This window comes from Ruegeria sp. CK3 (assembly GCF_056536565.1).
Window position 1 is genome coordinate 11,614 of sequence record NZ_JBQFPV010000003.1, and the last position, 16,194, is coordinate 27,807.

The 16,194-nt window shown below is 59.4% G+C and carries 11 protein-coding genes; 6 read left to right on the forward strand and 5 right to left on the reverse strand.

Going from position 1 to position 16,194, the window contains the following annotated elements:
• Positions 1 to 5 precede the first annotated feature (5 nt).
• Positions 6 to 3,326 (forward strand): adenylate/guanylate cyclase domain-containing protein, encoded by a 3,321-nt coding sequence (locus ACR0C3_RS04340; protein ID WP_480757336.1) that lies wholly within the window; start codon positions 6 to 8, stop codon positions 3,324 to 3,326.
• On the opposite strand, the gene ACR0C3_RS04345 is transcribed toward ACR0C3_RS04340, so the two are convergent.
• On the reverse strand, positions 3,323 to 5,758 hold the full coding sequence (locus ACR0C3_RS04345; RefSeq protein ID WP_480757337.1) for a GcvT family protein: 2,436 nt from the start codon (positions 5,756 to 5,758) through the stop codon (positions 3,323 to 3,325). The genes ACR0C3_RS04340 and ACR0C3_RS04345 overlap by 4 nt on opposite strands.
• Positions 5,759 to 5,952: 194 nt before the next feature.
• Here ACR0C3_RS04345 and ACR0C3_RS04350 point away from each other — a divergent pair, with 194 nt between their 5' ends.
• Positions 5,953 to 7,473 carry a trimethylamine methyltransferase family protein gene (locus ACR0C3_RS04350; RefSeq protein WP_480757338.1) on the forward strand — a complete coding sequence of 507 codons (1,521 nt, stop codon included), beginning with the start codon at positions 5,953 to 5,955 and terminating at the stop codon, positions 7,471 to 7,473.
• Here the strand turns inward: ACR0C3_RS04350 and ACR0C3_RS04355 are convergent, their stop codons facing one another.
• Positions 7,474 to 8,448: a LysR family transcriptional regulator gene (locus tag ACR0C3_RS04355; protein WP_480757339.1), complete on the reverse strand. Its 975-nt coding sequence runs from the start codon at positions 8,446 to 8,448 to the stop codon at positions 7,474 to 7,476.
• Positions 8,449 to 8,785: 337 nt separating this feature from the next.
• On the opposite strand from ACR0C3_RS04355, the gene ACR0C3_RS04360 reads away from it, so the two are divergent.
• From ACR0C3_RS04360 to ACR0C3_RS04375, 4 genes are read left to right on the forward strand one after another with little or no spacing between them, the layout of a single operon-like run.
• The gene (locus tag ACR0C3_RS04360; RefSeq protein WP_480757340.1) at positions 8,786 to 9,400 is read left to right on the forward strand and encodes a CDP-alcohol phosphatidyltransferase family protein; all 615 of its coding nucleotides are present in this window, start codon (positions 8,786 to 8,788) and stop codon (positions 9,398 to 9,400) included.
• A 15-nt stretch (positions 9,401 to 9,415) separates the two neighbouring features.
• Positions 9,416 to 10,612, forward strand: a complete 1,197-nt coding sequence (locus ACR0C3_RS04365; protein WP_480757341.1) for an ABC transporter substrate-binding protein — start codon at positions 9,416 to 9,418, stop codon at positions 10,610 to 10,612.
• Positions 10,602 to 12,314, forward strand: a complete 1,713-nt coding sequence (locus tag ACR0C3_RS04370) for an ABC transporter permease (protein ID WP_480757343.1) — start codon at positions 10,602 to 10,604, stop codon at positions 12,312 to 12,314. The genes ACR0C3_RS04365 and ACR0C3_RS04370 overlap by 11 nt, the downstream gene beginning before the upstream one ends.
• Positions 12,310 to 12,960 (forward strand): ATP-binding cassette domain-containing protein, encoded by a 651-nt coding sequence (locus ACR0C3_RS04375; protein ID WP_480757662.1) that lies wholly within the window; start codon positions 12,310 to 12,312, stop codon positions 12,958 to 12,960. Before ACR0C3_RS04370 ends, ACR0C3_RS04375 begins: the two co-directional genes overlap by 5 nt.
• A gap of 10 nt (positions 12,961 to 12,970) precedes the next feature.
• Here ACR0C3_RS04375 and ACR0C3_RS04380 read toward each other — a convergent pair whose 3' ends face one another.
• The 3 genes from ACR0C3_RS04380 to ACR0C3_RS04390 are packed head-to-tail and all read right to left on the reverse strand — an operon-like array spanning position 12,971 to position 16,099.
• Positions 12,971 to 14,368 (reverse strand): Dyp-type peroxidase, encoded by a 1,398-nt coding sequence (locus tag ACR0C3_RS04380; RefSeq protein WP_480757344.1) that lies wholly within the window; start codon positions 14,366 to 14,368, stop codon positions 12,971 to 12,973.
• Positions 14,365 to 15,081, reverse strand: a complete 717-nt coding sequence (locus ACR0C3_RS04385; protein ID WP_170376913.1) for a hypothetical protein — start codon at positions 15,079 to 15,081, stop codon at positions 14,365 to 14,367. Before ACR0C3_RS04385 ends, ACR0C3_RS04380 begins: the two co-directional genes overlap by 4 nt.
• Before the next feature lie 4 nt (positions 15,082 to 15,085).
• A complete protein-coding gene (locus ACR0C3_RS04390) occupies positions 15,086 to 16,099 on the reverse strand; it encodes a catalase (RefSeq protein WP_480757346.1) in 1,014 nt (337 codons plus the stop codon).
• Between the last annotated feature and the right edge of the window lie 95 nt (positions 16,100 to 16,194).

The following is a 16,194-nucleotide window of genomic DNA, read 5'->3' on the forward strand; positions in this document are numbered from 1 at the left end:
ATGGTATGGTAGAAATCGAACGTTGGCTGATCAAGCACGGACTGGCCAAATACGCCAGCGCCTTCGCCGACAATGAGATTGAGCTGGGCGACCTGACAGAGCTGACCGACGAAGACCTTGTGACCATTGGCCTGCCTCTTGGGCCACGGCGGCGGTTCATGAAGGCGGTACGCGCAACCACTGACGGCACCCCCCGACCTCAAAACACGGCGCTGGGCGCGTCGATTGTGGCCGAACGCCGTCAGCTGACGGTTATGTTCATTGATCTGGTTGGCTCGACCGAGATTTCGCAGCGGGTCGATCCCGAGGATCTGGCCGAGGTTCTACGGCTGTTCAAAGAGACCTGCGCGGCGTCCGTCGCGGATTTCGACGGTCAGATTGCAAGCTATTACGGCGACGGGATCATGGTGTTCTTCGGGTTTCCGCTGGCCCATGAAGAAGACCCCGAGCGTGCCATCCGCGCCGGGTTGCGTATCATCCGTGAAGTGCCTGAGATCCGCACTCACGCAAAACTCCAGGTGCGGATCGGGATCGCCACCGGTCTGGTCGTGGTTGGCGATTTACGCGGTGAGAAGATGTTCGAAGACGGCACCGCGATGGGTGAGACACCCAATCTGGCCGCCCGTCTTCAGGCGATGGCGGAACCCGGCACCATGATCGTGTCGCCTCGGACCCATCAGTTGGCCGGTGGGGCCTTCGACTATGTGCTGCAAGGGTCTTTTAAACTGAAGGGGTTCACGAAAGAAGTTGAGGCTTGGCAAGTGACCGGCGCGCGCGATACGGACAGCCGTTTCAGACGTGTTGAGGGTGCAGCACTGGGCCCTCTGATCGGTCGCGCGACAGAATATGAGACGCTCAGCGACAAGTGGAAGCTGGCCAGTGAGGGCGAAGGTCAAATCGTGCTGGTGTCCGGAGAGCCGGGGATCGGGAAATCGCGACTGATCGAGGAGTTGCGGCAGAAAGCCCCCGAAGGCGCGCATGAGCAAATCCGACTGCAGTGTTCGCCGTACCATTTTGCCAGTTCGTTTTATCCGATCATCCGGCGGCTTCACCATGTTGCCGATCTGAGGTCTGAACACTCGGATGAGGCAAAACTGGACAAGATATCATCGGTTTTGAAAGACCCCTCGGATCAGGTCCTGCGATTGGCCGCGTCGCTTTTGTCGGTCCCGTTCGAGGATCGGTTGGGGCCGCTGACCCTGACACCGCAGCAGATCATGGATCAGACAAATGAGATGTTGCTGGACCATTTGCTGGCCGATGTATCCGAAAAGCCGGTTTTGCTGTTGTTTGAGGACGCGCATTGGCTCGACCCGACGACAAAGGCCCTGATGGATCGGCTTGTGGACCGTCTTAGGGATCTTCCGGTGATGGTCGTGATGACCTTCCGGCCGGAATTTGACCCAGGTTGGGCGTTGCAATCCAATCTGACCAAAGTGGTCCTCAGGCAGCTTGATTTTCAGGACGTTAAACGCATCGCAAATGAGGTCGCGCAAGGCCAGGACATCCCCGACGCCATGTACGAACTGGTGGCGGCCCGATCCGACGGCGTGCCGCTTTACGTGGAAGAGGTGACGAAGGATCTGTTGGAAGCAGGCGATATGCCCGATGCTCCAATCGCCCGCGCCAGCGGAGGGGCCTCTGCGGCAAGCTCGGTTCCCAGTGCCTTGCAAGATGCGTTGATGGCACGTTTGGACCGCCTGAGCTCGGCCAAGGAAGTGGCGCAAATCGGGGCTGTGATCGGGCCTCAATTCTCGTACCCGTTGATCTCGAAAGTGTCGCGTTTTAGCGATACCGTGTTGCGGTCCGGTTTGGACCTGTTGGTTGAGGCTGGCATCGTCACGACCTCAGGAGATGACGAGTTGCAGACCTTCAACTATCGCCACGCCCTGATCCGCGACACCGCCTATAACAGTCTTCTGAAAACCGAACGCCGGGTTCTGCACGAACGGGTGGCCAAAACGCTGGACCAGAAAACCTCAGCGGTCGAGGATGCAGGCCCGGAAGTCCTGGCCCATCACTACACCCTTGCAGGTATGGTGGATGAGGCGATCGACTGTCGCTATCTGGCCGGTCAGCGCGCGGTCAAACGCTCGGCCAATACCGAGGCGAATACGCAGCTGTCCCTGGCGCTTGATCTGCTGGGCGACCAAACGACCAGTGTTGAGCGTGACAAGAGAGAGATCGAGATACAGACCCTGCGCGCAGGGGTTCTGCGCTCGACGGCAGGTATCGCGGCGGATGAGACCGGTTCGACCTATGCCCGGATACGGGACTTGTGCGAACGCATGGAAGAGACAGAGAACCTGTTCCCGGTGCTCAACGGCCTCTATTCCTTTCACTTGGTTCGGGGTGAGTATGATTTGGCGCGGGTCGTGGCGCGGCAACTTCTGGACTTGGCGGACACATCAGGCGAAACGCAACATCAAATGGTGGCCCATCGGGCGATGGGCGCGGTGCTGTTTCATATCGGAGAGCTGGACCCCGCCCACGCGCATCTCGAACAGGCGTTGGCGCTGTACCGCCCCGACCGCGATGCGCATCTGGCCTATGTCTATGGATCCGACCACGCGGCCATAACCTCTTGCTTCCTGAGCCTCGCAACCTGGATGCGCGGTGAGCCGGACAAGGCGCTGGAGATCCAGACACAGGCGGTTGAGGTTGCCCGCGACCTTGAACATGCCCATAGCGTGGCGCAGGCTCTGACTTACCTGTGTATGCTGCATCTTCTGCGCCGCGATCCGGACGCTGTGTCCCGGGAGATGGAGCAACTGGAAGAGCTGTCGAACAAGCACGCGTTCACCTTCATGACCCTGACAGCCAATGTCTGGAGAAGCTGGGTCAATGCCTACGCATCTCCTGGCCCGGACACCATCAAGGATCTCAAAAGGGCGACCGATGCTTGGTGGGCCAGCGGAGCGGGAAATCACAAACCGTTCTTCATGACACTGATTGCCGAAGTCACACTTGCCATGGGCGACCATGAAGGCGCTCTGACCGCATTGGCGGAAGCGCGTGAACATCAGCGATTGACCAACGAGGGGTGGGCACAGGCAGAAACCGACCGGGTTTTTGCGCTGGCGAAATCCTCAACCAGTCCAGCCGAGGCGGAATTCCGACAGGCTTTGTCCCGCGCAAAGGACCAGAAGGCGCGGATGTTTGCCCTCCATACGGCCATAGATTTCGCCCGAACCTGCGAGCGGTTTCACTGCGCGACGATTGCAAACTCAGAGCTTCAGGCGGCGGCTGAAGCGATCTCGGGCGGGGACCAAACGGTTGAGATGCGCCTCGCTCGTGAATTGTTGGCTGGGGTGGAAAGGGCCTAGGCGCGCATCCGTACGTGTTCAGGATCATAGGGTGAGGCAAGGATGACCTGCGCGTCGACTAGATCCCCATACATGTCAATCTGAACGTTGGTCCCTTCGCCCGCCAGCGCTGGATCAATGAACGCGTAGGCCAGGTTCCGCCCGACCCGATGACCCCAGTCGCCCGAGGTGACGGTGCCAACCACAGTGTTGCCATGCATCAACGAAGCCCCGCCATGAGCGGGTGCGTGGGTGGCGTCGATCTGCAGCGTCACGAGTTGCTTGCGCTTGCCGCTGGCGCGACGTTCCAACAGGGCCTCCTTGCCGATGAATTCGCCCTTATTCAGGTTTACGAACCGATCCAAACCGGTCTCATATGGGTCGAATTCCGTGAGGATGTCGGATTTCCAATGCAGAAATCCCTTCTCCATCCGCATGGATTCCACCGCGCGTGCGCCGAACAGCTTCATGCCATGGGCCTCACCCGCCGCCCGCAGGGCCAGATAAGCCGCGTAGAGTGAGGCGTTGGGCAAGTGGATTTCATAGGCCAACTCGCCTGAGAAGCTGACACCCATGACCGTGGCCGGGGCAAACCCGACGAAACATTCACGCACGGACAGCCAGGGGAAGGCCGTCGTCGACCAGTCGCCCCGGGCGCAGGCCGACAGAACATCGCGCGCTTTGGGGCCAGCCAGAACCAGAATGGTCTGATCATTGGTCAGGGATCGGATCTGAACATCCTCATCCTCGCGAATGTGCTGGGTCAGCCAGTCCATGTCGTGATATTCGCTGGCCGCAGCCGAGCCGTACCACACCCGCTCTGGCCCTCGATCCGAGGCCAGCAGGTTTGCCACGGTGGCTTCGGCCTTGACCATGCCGTGGTCGTTCAGAAGATAACCCAGACCCACGCGGCCGTCGCGCTTGGTGACCGTGCCGCAGAACATACGATCGAGGAAACTGTGGCGATCGGTGCCGGTGATCTCGAACCGGTTGAAGCCGTTGACTTCGCACAGGCCAACATTTTCCTGCACGTTCTTCACGTCTTCTGCGACGATTTCGAACGCCTCATCGAAGTTGAAGGTGAGTGTGGGGTGAAAATCGGGCGATGGCTTGATGTAGTCCATCCGCTCCCACCCGTTCACGACGGTAAACTCGGCCCCTTCTGCCGCCAAGATGGGCGTCAGCGGGGTTGTCTTGGCCAGTCGTCCGGCGGGGCGATGTTCATGCGGGAAGTGGAACCGGAATTCGTTCTGATAGTCCTCGATAGCCTTCAGTGAAGTCAGTTCCACATTCGTATGACCGGTGAACCGTCGAGGATCTAGGCACCATGTGTCATAACATGCCTCCCCATGGACAATCTGTTGCGCCAGCAGCCAGCCGTGGCCGCCGCCTTCGCCCAACCCCGCGCGCAGGCCGATGATACAGAAGGCGTTGCGCTTGCCAGGGATCGGCCCGACCAGAGGCGCTCCGTCGATTGTATAGGTGATCGGCCCGTTCACGATGGACCGAATGCCGGTTTCTTCCAATGCTGGCATACGCTCAAACGCTCCGGCAAGAACGTCCATGACACGCTCCAGATCGTCGGGACAGAGGGCATTCACGAAGTTCGGATCAATCCCGTCCATGCCCCAGGTTTTGCAGTCCTGTTCATAGAACCCGACCAGCAGCCCGCCCTTTTCCTGTCGGCAGTAATAATCACTGATTGGGCAGCGCAGCAGCGGCATCCGGTGACCGGCTTCGGCAATGCCGGGAATATCTTCGGTCAGGAAATACTGATGCTCCATCGAGGCGACGGGATGGTGAACCCCCATCATCGCACCCACTTCGTTCACGCGGTAGCCACAGGCATTGACGACGATACCACAATCAATGTCGCCATGTTCTGTATGGACGGTCCAGGTGTCATCCTTGTGTTGGGTCAGCGCGATGACCGGAGTATTGCGGTACACCTCAGCCCCGGCCTTGCGAGCGTGATAGGCCAGCGCCTGACACAGCTGGGCCGGGTCGATGTCACCGTCCAGAGGGTCCCACAATCCACCCAGCAGGTTTGTGGTTGAAATCAGAGGGTGACGGCGGGCGCATTCCTCGGCGTCGATCACCTCAAAATGCACCCCCATCCCACGCGCCATTGAGGCGAAGTGGCGGTAACCCTGCATCTGCGCTTCGGTATTGGCCAGTCGGATACCGCCATCGGCGTGGTGGTAGTTGATCGGATATTCGGGGTTTTCGGAGAGTTCTTTGTACAGGTTGATCGAATGCGTCTTCAGCCCGACCATGGTCTGGTTCATGCCGAAATTCGTCACCTGCGCCGCCGAGTGCCACGTGGTACCGCTGGTCAGCTCGTTCCGCTCGACCAGAACCACGTCGCTCCAGCCTTCCTGTGTCAGGTTGTAGAGTGTTGAGCATCCGGCAATGCCGCCGCCGATGACAACAACTTTGGTACGGGATTTCATGACGGTTGAGCCTCCGGAGTTTGCTTGCCCTGCATACGAAGTCCGTTTGTCACCATGTGCAATTGGAGAGTGGTATAATGAGACGTTATCAAAATTAGAAATCTATTTTTTCGAAGTAAAAGAGATGATCTTGCGCCACGGGCAACAATTCCTCTTGCTTCATGTCACAAACCCCCCGTTTCAAAGGACTGGGAATGGCTGGACAGCGTAGCAAGCGAGGTGGGCGCGAAGGGCGTCTGGCACAACGGGCAGCCAAGCCCGTTTTTGATCCATGCCCGCCGGGTCAGATCGGTGGGATGTACAAGCCGCTCAGCGAAGCCGACCTGCGCCGCATCTATGATACTGCCCTCGATTTGCTTGAGAAACTGGGTATCGGAGAGGTGCCGGACAGATTGCGAAACGATCTGTCGGCCGTGGGAGCCGTAGACAACGGCAAGGGGCGCGTTCTGTTCCCGCCCGAGCTTGTCGAAGAGGCGATTGATCAAGCCGCAAAGACTTTCACCTTACATGGCCGCGATCCCAAGAGGTCGATCGAGGTTGGTGGCAATAAAGTGTATTTCGGAACCGGTGGGGCCGCGGTGCAGACGCTTGATATGGAAAGCGCGCTCTATCGGCCTTCGACACTGAAGGACCTGCACGACTTTACACGGCTACAGGACACGTTGGCCAATATCAGTTGGTTCACACGTTGCTGCGTGGCGACCGATGTGCCGGACAATTTCGATCTGGATGTGAACACCGTTTTCGCGCTGCTCAAGAACACCACCAAACCGACGGCGACGTCGTTCACGCTGGCCAAATACGTCGCTCCTATAGTCGAGATGCTGGACATCGCCGCAGGAGGACCCGGAGAATTTGCCAAACGCCCGTTCATGAAGGCGCATATCAGCCCGATGATATCGCCCATGCGTTATGGCGAAGATGCGGTGGATGTCACCTACGAGTGCATCAAACACAACATTCCGATCTCATGCATCACAGCGGCGCAGGCCGGAGCGACGGCGCCTGCGACCTTTGCGGGGTTTCTGGCGCAATCTCTGGCGGAAACCTTGGCGGCCCTATTGATGGTCCACGCGATCCAACCTGGTTTTCCGATGGTGTTCTCGAACTGGCCTCTGGTCATCGACCTGCGCACCGGGGCATTCTCCGGCGGCAGCGGAGAGACCGCGGTATTGAATGCCGCGTCCGCGCAGCTGTCCAATTGGCTTGGTTTGCCCTCGGGCGTGGCCTGTTCAATGACCGACGCCAAGGCCATAGACGCACAATATGGGATGGAGAAAGGCATAACCTCCATGGCAGCAGCCTTGGCGGGTGGGAACTTGATCTACGAAAGCTCCGGCATGACCGCATCGTTGTTGGGGGCCAGTTTTGAGGCTTTCGTGCTGGATGATGAGATGCACTCCAACACCTATCGCGCCTTGCGCGGGGTCGAGGTGACGGACGAGAACCTCGGGTTCGATGCGATTTGCGATGCCGTTCTGGGCGATGGGCACTTCTTGGGTGGCCAGCACACTCATGCGGCGATGGAGCGGGACTACTTCTACCCCACAATTGCTGACCGCGCAGAGCCGCGCACATGGGCCGAAAATGGCGCGCAAGATGCATGGGGTAGGGCAAGGGCCCGCGCGGGCGAGATTCTTCGCGACCACAAGCCTTCTTACCTGACGCCCGAACAGGATGAGGCTATCCGGTCTCGGTTCAATATTCTGATCTGATCATTCCACCAGTTTGAAGCTATCCGCCAGCCAAGGCGATTTCTCATATTGCGCAGTCAAAGCGTGATCTCGGATCAGTGCGCGCAGCTTGCCATCTATCAGGTCCAACACGGACCGCGAACAATCGGGTGTAGAGACAATCGCAAGCGTGCGGGCAAAGCTTTTGCCCGGAAACTTGTGCATGCTGAGATTTGGGTGAAACCTTTTGGCACGCGAGAACAGCAAAGGGGTGGTGATGGTCCAGCCTGCACCTGCGGCGACCATCGCCATCAAGGTCTGGTTGTTGCTGCATTCGAAATTTGACTGCGGTGAACGGCCCAGCCGCCGCATTTGGGACTCGATCTGCCGGGCGATGATCAGATTGCCGGAAAACCGCAAGAACGGAAGTTTGGTGCGCCCTTCGACAATGTCCGAAAGGGATTTCTCGCTAAACCGAGGGAGAACCACCACAAACGGGTCTCGTAGCAACGGGCGATCCTGTAGGTCCCGCAGCCGATCCTCCGGGGTGGTCGTGATCCCCAGATCAAGATGCCGGTTGCGCAGCATCTCGACAATAGCGTGGCTGGAATCGGTGTGGTACATGAAATCGCAGCTCGGCATATGGCCCGAAAGAAAGACGGCCAGTTCCGGGATGATATCGCTGTCGAAATCTTCGATCGTGCCAATCCTGAGGTAACTCGCCTCGGCTATATTTCCGGCAGATGCTTCGGCCTTGGCCTTGCGGATGGCATAGAGCGCGTCACTGATATTGCGCAGAAAGACCTGCCCTTTTGGCGTCAGAACCATCGGCCTTCGCGCGTGGTTGAACAGCTCCACCCCAAGGTGGTCTTCGAGATTGCGCAGATGATGCGAGACTGTGCTGATGGTCAGGCCGGTTTCTTCGGCTGCGGCCTGAAGCGATCCTTTCTGGGCACAGATCTGAAACAACTCCAAGCCTTTTAGGTTCAAGTCCTTGTTGGCGTTAGGGCGGGGCATGGGTCCTCGGCACGTCTTTCAAACAAAATTTCTACTATGTCTTGAAACTATTGTTTGCAGTCTATCAAATCAATGAGCGCGCGTGCCCGACGCCTGAACAAGCACTGCTGCCTCGTGTTGCAGATGACACAACACCGTGAGGACGTAGTATTCCTTTTTTCTTTCGCCCTATCGTTCTTTAGTCGTACCGCAAGACAATGGAACGATCCCGTAAATGCCGTGCAAACTCGTAATGAGACTAACAAGGATGGAAAACGGCCGCTCTTTTCCTGTCAGTCAATATCCACGACATCTGAGAAGTACGTCGTGCCAACCGTAAACAGCCCCGAGGCCAACCATGCTTGATGCCCGTATCCGCCCTCTGATCGATCCGCCGCTAAACGCGATTGGGCGGGGTTTGGCGGCGCGCGGTGTCTCGGCTGATCTTGTGACTTTGGCGGGGCTGGGCTTCGGCCTGTTTGCAGCTGGGACGATCGTGCTGGGATTGCCGGCTCTGGCCGTCCTGTTCATCCTCTTGTCGCGTCTGGCGGATGGGCTGGATGGGGCAATCGCGCGCGCTGGGCGCAAGACCGACTTTGGCGGCTACCTAGATATCACCTGTGATTTTCTGTTCTACGGCGCGATTCCAATGGCGTTTGTCTGGGCGGACCCGTCGGCAAATGCCCTGGCCGGAGCGTGGTTGCTGGTCAGCTTCTACTTCAACGGTGCGACCTTCCTGGGCTATGCGATCCTCGCCGAAAAACGCGGGCTGGAGTCGCAGAAACACGGTGCAAAGTCGCTCTACTTCACTGGTGGCCTTCTGGAAGGCACTGAAACCATTGCCTTCTTCATCACAATCTGCCTGCTGCCCGCTTGGTTTAGCCCCATGGCATGGGCGTTTGGCGCGGTTTGCTTTGTCACCGCCATTTCGCGCATCCTGTTGGCGCGGCAGGTCTTCACTCACTCGGAATAAACGCTAGGAAAACCCATGAAACATCTATTTGCTGCCCTCTGCGCGGCGCTGGCCGGAACTGCATGGGCAGAACCTGATCCCGCAAACTGGCAGGGCGTTCTGGATGAGGCCAACGGTCAGACCGTCTATTGGAACGCATGGGGTGGCTCGACCACGATCAATGACTTCATCGAATGGGTCGGAACCCGCGTCGAAGAGGAACATGGCGTCAAGCTTGAGCATGTGAAACTCACCGATACCGCTGACGCGGTCAGCCGGGTGATTGCCGAGAAGTCCGCCGGTCAGGACACGGACGGTGCGATTGATCTGATCTGGATCAACGGCGCCAATTTCAGTGCCATGAAAGAGGCCGATCTTCTGTTCGGTCCCTTTGCTGAGGCTCTGCCCAACTGGCGGTTCTTAGATGTGGACGGCAAGACCGTCACTACCGATTTCACCGTCCCGACCGAAGGGTTTGAAAGCCCTTGGGCCATGGCGCAGGTCGTGTTCATCTATGACAGCCAGGTTCTGCCCGAACCGCCTAAATCCGCCGAGGCAATACGCGAATGGGCGGCGGCGAACCCGGGTCGGTTCACGTTCCCTCAGCCGCCTGACTTTCTGGGTACGACGTTCCTGAAACAGATGCTGATCGAATTGGTCGAGGACCCGGCCGTCCTGCAACAGCCCGCCGGCGACGACTATGCGCAGGTGACGGCGCCATTGTGGGACTGGCTGCAGGATGTAACTCCGGACCTCTGGCGTGCTGGTCGCGCCTATCCGCAAACCGGGCCAAGCCAACTGCAGCTGATCAATGATGGAGAGGTCGACATGGCGATTAGTTTCTCTCCGGGTGAGGCGACAACTGCCATCGCCAACCAACAACTGCCTGAAAGCGCGCGGACTTTCGTTCTGGAGGATGGAACGCTGGGCAATGCCAGCTTTGTTGCGATCCCCTACAATGCCTCGGCCAAGGCGGGTGCCATGGTCGTTGCTGATTTCCTGATGAGCCCCGAGGCGCAACTGCGCGCGCAGGACCCGGACGTATTGGGCTTTAGCACCGTGCTGGACATGGCCGCTCTGCCCGCTGACGATCGCGCCGGGTTCGACGCGTTGGAGCTGGGCGTGGCAACCCTGTCGCCCGCCAAACTTGGCCAAGCCTTGCCCGAGCCGCATCCCAGTTGGATGACCCGGATCGAAGCGGATTGGGCCGAGCGTTACGGCGTTGGCAACTGACCTCAGCCCCGGCAAACGATGGGGGCTGGCACCGACGCTGACCATAGCGTTGCTGCTGGGTCCCATCGCCGCTGGGCTTTTGGGTACGATTCTCCCGGCCTTCGGAGGCATGCGCCCGGACGGACAAAACGGGTTCTCATTTGATCCATGGACGCGCCTCTGGGCCGAGCCCGGCGTTGGCCAAGCCCTCTGGCTGTCGTTCAAAACCGGTTTCCTTTCGACGCTTGGAGCGCTGATCGGGTGTTTTCTGCTGATCGCAGGTTGGCAGGGCACGCGCGCGTTTTCGCGGATTGAGACGCTGCTGTCGCCCCTTTTGTCTGTACCCCATGCGGCGGCCGCGCTGGGGCTGGCGTTCCTGATTGCGCCATCGGGGTGGATTGCGCGGTTTTTCTCGCCCGGTTTGACGGGATGGACCCGCCCTCCGGACGTGTTGATCCTGCAAGACCCCGGCGGGTGGTCTTTGATTGCGGGGCTGATGATTAAAGAGCTGCCGTTCCTGTTGCTGATGTCACTGGCCGCGCTGCCTCAGATCAAATCGGCTGAGCGGATGCGCGTGACGCAGGCGCTTGGCTACGGTAGGGTCCGAGGGTGGTTTCTGGCCGTGATGCCCGCGCTTTACACGCAGATTCGGCTGCCGATCTATGCGGTCTTAGCTTACGCGATGTCGAATGTGGATGTTGCGATGGTATTGGGACCTTCGCGCCCGCCGACTCTGTCCATGTTCATCCTGCGCTGGATGACGGACCCCGATCTGGCTCTGCGCGCGCCCGCTGCTGCGGCCGCCTTGGTTCAGTTGGGGCTGGTGGCCACAGCCATCATGGTCTGGCGGGGTGGTGAAAGAGCCGTGGCCGAGCTGATCAACCGTGGTGTTGAAAGCGGAACGCGCGGCATAGGCTTGCGCGACACCACCCTCAGAACCCTTGGTCTCGTGGTGTCACTCACGGCGGGGATCGCGGTGTTTGGCGGGCTGATCGGCCAGTTCATCTGGTCCTTCGCCGGACGTTGGAGGTTTCCCGACGCGTTACCGAGCAGCTTCAGTCTGATGTCCTGGGAGCGCCACGGCCCGGACGCGGTTGAGGTCACCTTGGTCACCTTGGCGCTGGCGTTTGCCACCGCACTGGTCGCTCTGGTCCTGGTGATCGGCTGCCTGAACGCAGAACTCCGCACCCGGCGCAAGTTGAACAAGACAGGTATGGTGATCCTGTACCTACCGCTCATCCTGCCTCAGATCGCTTTCCTGCCGGGCCTGCAGATCCTGATGATCCAGATCGGAGCGGCGCAGGGCATCCTTCCCGTGATCCTGACCCACTTGGTCTTCGTTCTGCCCTACGTATTTCTGGCCTTGGCAGGCCCTTACCGCGCGCTCGACCGTCGCTATGCCACGATTGGCGCCGCTATGGGGCTGGGACCGGTCGGAGTGCTTTGGCGTATCCGGCTGCCAATGTTGCTGGCTCCGATCTTGACGGCGCTTGCGGTGGGGATGGCGGTGTCAGTCGGCCAATATCTGGCCACTCTTCTGGCCTCGGGCGGGCGGCTGAACACGTTGACAACTGAAGCGTTGGCCCTGTTTTCAGGCGGCGATCGCCGTGCGATAGGGGTCTGGACCATCGCGCTGGCGTTCACGGCATGGCTGCCGTTCCTGCTGGCCTTGATGATCCCCAGAATTGTTTATCGCAACAAAAGCGGACTGCGCCATGATTGAAAACGGCCTCTCTTTGGATCAGCTTTCGATCTCTCACGCCGAGGGCAGAGGGCTGGTGCAGCTATCAGCTGACATCGCGCCCGGAGAGGTTCTGAGCCTGATGGGGCCGTCCGGGGTTGGAAAGTCTACCGTTCTTGCGGCAATCACCGGAACTTTGTCGCCCGCCTTTCGTCTTGAGGGGCGCATCACGTTGAACGGGCGGGTTCTGAATGCCTTGCCACCCCAGAAGCGGCGCGTTGGGATCCTGTTTCAGGACCATCTGTTGTTTCCACACCTGTCTGTTGGTCAGAATGTCGGCTTTGGCCTGCCGCCCCGTACCCCGGACCGGGCCGCGCGCATTCAGGCCGCCCTGTCCGAGATCGGGTTGGATGGGTTTGAAGCTCGTGATCCCGAGACCCTATCCGGAGGTCAGCGCGCCCGAGTGGCCCTGATGCGGATGCTTCTGGCGGAGCCCGATGTGTTGCTTTTGGATGAGCCTTTCTCGCGCCTCGATGTCGGCCTCAGGGACAGAATGCGGGACCTCGTCTTTACCCGAGCCCGCGCGGCGCGGCTGCCGGTTTTGTTGGTGACGCATGACATCGCCGATGCCGATGCCGCAGGAGGCAGTGTTGTGACTCTGCCTGAAAAGCGGTGTTCGTCGAGATGATCAGCTTTGCCTAGTTCGTCAATCCGGACAGGTACTTGATCGCCGTCAAGCTGGGCAGGAACGTGTACGCGCCACCGCGTGTATGGATCAGGCGGGGAATACCGTGCAGGCGGATCGTGCCGCCATCGGGCAGGCTGAGGTCGAACCAGCTGGTTTCCGGCGTGTTGGCCCCTAGCAGAGGGTCATTGGCTCCTGTTATCGTTGGGTCGTGCAGGCCGAGGTTGATCCAGTCGCACATCACCGCTTCAAACTGTGCGCCGATATTGGCGCCGATGAAGCTGCCTAGCAGGCCGCGCTCAGCCGTGTCGGGGTTTTGGGGGTCGAAGTCTGGACCGTAGGACATGCCGCGCCGCACCAGTCGTCGCGTATAATTGGCGATGCGCTGTACGATCCGACCGCCGCGCGGGTTGCCTCTCCGCAGATGCGATCCGGCAGGACAGCGGGAATGGGCGTTGTAGTTGAAATTGGTCAGCGAGACCTCATGCTCAGGCCATTGCGCGTCCGGTGACAGCTCGTATGGAACGCCGTTGCGCCAGCGCCCGCACATCTGGGCCGCGACAACCTCTCGCAGAGCGCCGTGGATGTCCAGGCCTTCGCCGATGCGTTCCAGATTGTTCGGATCGACCAATTTATCGCGATCCGGGTGACCCATCAGATCATCGGCGGCTTTGTCCAGATAAGCCTCGAAACCGGCCGCATCCTGCGCCAGAACTCGGAACGCATTGAACGACCCGTTGAAACCAAGCGCATTGGGCGAGGGGACGCGGAACACCACGCCCTCTTGGCGTGTGGGATAACCCAGCAGGGCGGTGCCCAGCGGGTCAATCGGTTCATCGACACCGGCTTGCTCGGGGTCATAGACCTGCTCGAACCGGGGCTGGGAAATGCCATCGACATAGCCGAAAAACACCTTGCTATCGGCCAGATTGCGGCCGTCGCGTTTACCCAGAATGGTGAAGGCCGCGCCAACCTGTTTCTCTACCAGGTCTAGGTGATCCTGAACGTCGGAATAGACCGACGCCATGATGTGAACCCGGTCAGGTTGATCAAACGGAGCCGGCCAGTGATCCGGTGCGCTGGTGCCGAAATCGCCCAGTTTCATCGCGCGTTTCGTCATGCCCTGCACGAATTCGCTGGGGAAGGTTTTCAGATCCTCGGACGCGGTGCCAAGGGCGCGCAGCCCGGCATAGGTCAGGCCGATGTTGAAACAGAAGGGCGGCTTGACCTCCCACAACACACCTCGGGTGATTTCGGGGACGGTTTCACTGCCGCCATCGACGGCGGTCGCCAGAAACTGACGGGCCGCGGTGCGGTCGGTGACTTCAAGAAACAGATGGCGCACCAGATCGCGGCGATAACCGCGCAGGATGTTGCCCTGAATGTCGGCGAGATCGAGTTTTGCAGTCACCAGCCTTGTCCAAATTTTTGGCGCACTTGCGCGGCGGAAACGCCCGGATAGGCGCGATAACCGCCCCCCAGCGACAGGTTAGGGTTCGCGTAGAGTTGCAGAACAAACGCACGCGGGAGGGTTTCCAGCCGATGCGGCGGCTGGTTCGGAGGCAGCCCTTTGGCCTCATCCTGAAGGCCGAACAGGTCGGTCGGGAAATCGGGGGCCTGAAACAGGTCGTGCTCATGGACCCAGTCGATGAACTCTTCGACGTTGTGCTCGGTCGGGATTAGGTGTTCCGCCCCGTCCACCAGCGAGATGACGTCGTTGAACACACTGCCGATGGTGGTGATGAAATCCCGAATGTAGTTGCTGAAATCGCCATCATAGACCGAAATCATGCATATCTTGTCGTCGATCAGTAGAAATCGGGCGAAATGCACCGTTCCGACATTGTCGAGCCCTGCAAATATCTCTTCGACATTTTGCGCGATGGCTAGTGCAGCATGGGCACGTCCGGCGGGCGAGGGGTCTTTCAGCGGCATGATCAGATTCATCATGCGCTGCACGTTCTCGCTGGGTTGCGGTGAGGGGCGCGGGCCACCGGGCAGTTTAGGCTTGGGGTCGCGCCAGTGCCAATAGGGCACAACGATGTAGCGTGACAGGAACTTGAACCATCCCCGATCCGGCAGGGTGTTGACGTAGCGATTGAACCAACTGTTCTGACGAGTCATGACCTTACCCCTTCGAGAACGGGCAAGGGGACCCGCCGCGCCAAGCGCTTGAGATTTTGTACGAGTCGATGCGCATTTTCAGCACCGGATCATCCGAGGCCTCAATCCCGGGGGTCAGCAAACCAGGATTGAAGCTGAGCTTCTCAGACTGTTCTATCTGGTCCTCAGGCACAGCGTTTAGCGTGAGAACGCCCATCATGATCCGTTTGCGATGAGGTGGCCAGGGGCGCGAGGAGTTGTTGAAATCGTCTCCGACCTCACCGATTGTCATCATCAGAGAGAACCGCGCAGGTTCTTTAGCAAGACGCTCCCTAAGTTCACCCTGCAGATAGTCATCCACGGGGGTCTCATCCGGGTCGGTGTTCAGCACGCCTGCGATGGGTTGCCACGAAAACCGCACCCAGCGGCGCACGCCTTCGGCTCCGGTCACGATGAATGTATGGCAGGCGTGATAGGCCGCCCGCGCGTAGCTGGTCGGCGCTCCGATCTGGGCGGCTTGTAACACACCAAGCTGAGAATAGGCGTTCCGGTCGGCAAACCAGATGGCGCCTTCGTCCGGGCTGATCGTCTCGCCCGGATAGGGGTCGCGTTCAGGCAGCATTAGTTGAAGGTAGCTCCAGATTTTCTGCCAGGGGGTCTGACCATTGTAGAGCTTGGGCTTGGCGGCCTCGGCGAAATCCAGAAACGTCTCGGGCGTCGGCGTGAAGAATTCGGGCAGGTTCATAGCGATCAGGTCGGTATCGGACCCGTCCGACAGGTGAAACCGCACCGCCAGCCCCCGGACATCGGACCAGCCGTCATGCACCACGGCGCAGCCCGATCCGTTCGAAAACCGAACAATCACATCCGTCTTTTCATTGGTGAAGTGATCCGCGGCGCAGAAATTCCGGGCGATGGGTGTGGGCTTGAAATAGCCGGTCGCACTGATCCCGATTGTGTGAACGGGGCGCAGGGCCAGATCACCATCAGGACGATGCAGAACTTCTACCAGCTTCTCGGCAAGGCCGGGATCGCTCATGACTTGACCACCTGTTAACTGAAGTTACCCCAAAAATGTGGCGTTAACCATAGACACTGGTCGGGCAAAGGCAACAGGAAGATTACATAAAACCC